The organism is Amaricoccus sp. W119 (assembly GCF_047275745.1).
GTDB lineage: Bacteria > Pseudomonadota > Alphaproteobacteria > Rhodobacterales > Rhodobacteraceae > Amaricoccus.
This window is the reverse complement of sequence record NZ_JBKQWU010000151.1, coordinates 1-2,228: the sequence shown is the minus strand read 5'-3', so window position 1 is coordinate 2,228 and position 2,228 is coordinate 1. Positions and strand designations below refer to the sequence as shown.

At 64.9% G+C, this 2,228-nt stretch carries 2 protein-coding genes; both read right to left on the bottom strand.

The window, feature by feature from the left end:
• Positions 1-290: 290 nt before the first annotated feature.
• The gene (locus tag ACLJK8_RS22500; RefSeq protein WP_413152650.1) at positions 291-1,586 is read right to left on the bottom strand and encodes a TRAP transporter large permease; all 1,296 of its coding nucleotides are present in this window, start codon (positions 1,584-1,586) and stop codon (positions 291-293) included.
• Positions 1,583-2,149, bottom strand: a complete 567-nt coding sequence (locus ACLJK8_RS22495; protein ID WP_413152649.1) for a TRAP transporter small permease — start codon at positions 2,147-2,149, stop codon at positions 1,583-1,585. Before ACLJK8_RS22495 ends, ACLJK8_RS22500 begins: the two co-directional genes overlap by 4 nt.
• Positions 2,150-2,228 lie beyond the last annotated feature (79 nt).

Sequence of the window (2,228 nt, the reverse complement as noted above, 5' to 3'; positions counted from 1 at the left end):
CTTCGTCCCGACCTCGACCTGACAGCGCAGGAACTCGGCCGAGACCTGGCCGCCGAGCGCGTCCCGGCAATCGGCGAAGAAGCCGGCCGCCGGCTCCGCGACCAGATCCCGCGTCTCCGGGTCTACGATCAGATATTCCTCCTCGATCCCGAGGCTGAGGCTTGGGCGATCCATCACGCACCTTTCGGACAGCGAAGCAACGCGCAAACCCCGGTTCGGTTCGCCTGGCCAGGCTCGCGCTCCCGCGGCCGGACGACCGGCGGGCCCGTCAGCCTGCGACTCCGGGGCCGCTAGCCCTCATAGCCGAACATCCTCGGCAGGAAGAGGACGATGCCCGGGAAGAGGATCATCAGGAGCAGGGCGCCGATCAGGGCGACGAGGAAGGGGACGACCTCGACGATGATGCTGCGCAGCGGAATGCCGGTGACGGCGTTGATGACGAAGAGCAGGATGCCATAGGGCGGCGTTATCAGCCCGATCATGCAGTTGACCACGATCACCACGCCGAAATGCACCAGATCGATCCCGAGCAGGTTGCAGGTGGGGATGAAGAGCGGCACGATCACCAGGATGATGGTCGTGGCGTCCAGCAGGCAGCCGAGGATGAGCACGATCAGGTTGACGCCGAGCAGGAAGACCAGCGGCGAAACATTCACCCCGTCCAGGTAGGAGGCCATCATCGAGGGGATGTTTTCCGAGGCGACGATGTAGTTCAGGATCAGCGCGCCGCCGATCACGATGCCGACGGCGGCCGAGGACCGCGAGCTCTCGATCAGGATCGAGTAGAAGGCCCCCGCCTTCAGCGAGCGGTAGAAGAAGACCGACAGCAGGAGCGCATAGGCGGCGGCGACCGCGGCGGCTTCCGTGGGCGTGGTGACGCCGCCGTAGATGCCGTAGAGCAGGATCACCGGCATCATCAGCGCCGGAAAGGCGCGCATGGTAACGGCCGGCAGTTCCCGCATCGGGACGGCTTCCTCGGTCGCGAAGCCGCGGCGGTGCGAGATCCACCAGTTCATGAGCATCAGCACCGCGCCCATCAGCAGACCCGGCATGATGCCGCCGAGAAACAGCGCGCCGATCGAGGCGTTCGAGATCAGCGCGTAGAGCACCATCGGGATCGAGGGCGGAATGATCGGCCCGATGGTCGCCGAGGCGGCCGTGATCGCGGCGGCGTAGCCCGCCGGGAAGCGGCCGTCCTTGCGCATCATGTCGATGATGATCTTGCCGATGCCGGCGGCGTCCGCGACGGCGGAGCCGGACATGCCGGAAAAGATCAGCGATGCCATGACATTCACATGGCCAAGTCCACCCTTGAACCGGCCGACCGTGGCGACGCAGAAGCTCAGCAGCCGGTCCGAGATCGAGCCCGCGTTCATGATGTTGGCGGCGACGATGAAAAGCGGCACGGCGAGGAGCAGGAAGCTCTGGTAGATGCCATCGGAAAGCGTCTTGCCGACGAGGCCGATCGAGGTGCCGGTCGCCAGCATGTAGGCCATCGAGGCGACGATGATCGCATAGGCGATGGGAATGCCGATGCCCGCCAGCAGGAACAGCGAGCCGATCATGATGGTCAGTTCGAGGCTCATGCCCGGTCCTCCTCGTTGTGCAGGGGCTCGATCGGCAGGACATGGGTCTCGCGGTCGGCGCCGTGGCGGAATACCTCGACCGCGCGCCACAGGTAGCGCAGGCCGACGACGGCGAGGAACACGAAGTAGATCGAGTAGATCTCGAGCATCTTGACGGGGAGCGTCGCCGAGGACTTCAGCCGCAGGATCTTCATCCGGTCATAGGTCGGGCCGATCGAGGACCAGAGCGCCACGACGATGATCAGGGCGCCGGTGATCGCGAGCACGGAGCGGGTTCGGGGTGCGACCGAGTTGTAGATGATGTCGAAGGTGACGTGATCGCTGTCGCGCACCACGAAGGCGTTGCCCCAGAAGATCGTCCAGAGCCAGAGCGCGAGGATGAATTCCACGGTCCAGCCGAAATCGGCGGCGTCGATGACGCCGCCGGTGATCGACACGAACCATTCCGAGCCGACGATGTATCGAACCGCGATCTGCAGGATGAAGGTCGCGAAGATCGTGACCATCATCAGGGCGGCGACGCCTTCGGTGAAGCCGTTGAACGTTCTGAGCAGGGTCTTCATTCGGCACGCTCCCCCTTGTGCCCGGCATTGAGCCCGGTGTTCCGGGCGGTTTCGCGCCCGGTATTTTCACGCGGTGTGT

Excerpts from the sequence above, each read along its gene's own strand:
- ACLJK8_RS22500 (WP_413152650.1), bottom strand. The coding sequence starts at position 1,586 with ATGAGCCTCGAACTGACCATCATGATCGGCTCGCTGTTCCTGCTGGCG.
- ACLJK8_RS22495 (WP_413152649.1), bottom strand. The coding sequence starts at position 2,149 with ATGAAGACCCTGCTCAGAACGTTCAACGGCTTCACCGAAGGCGTCGCC.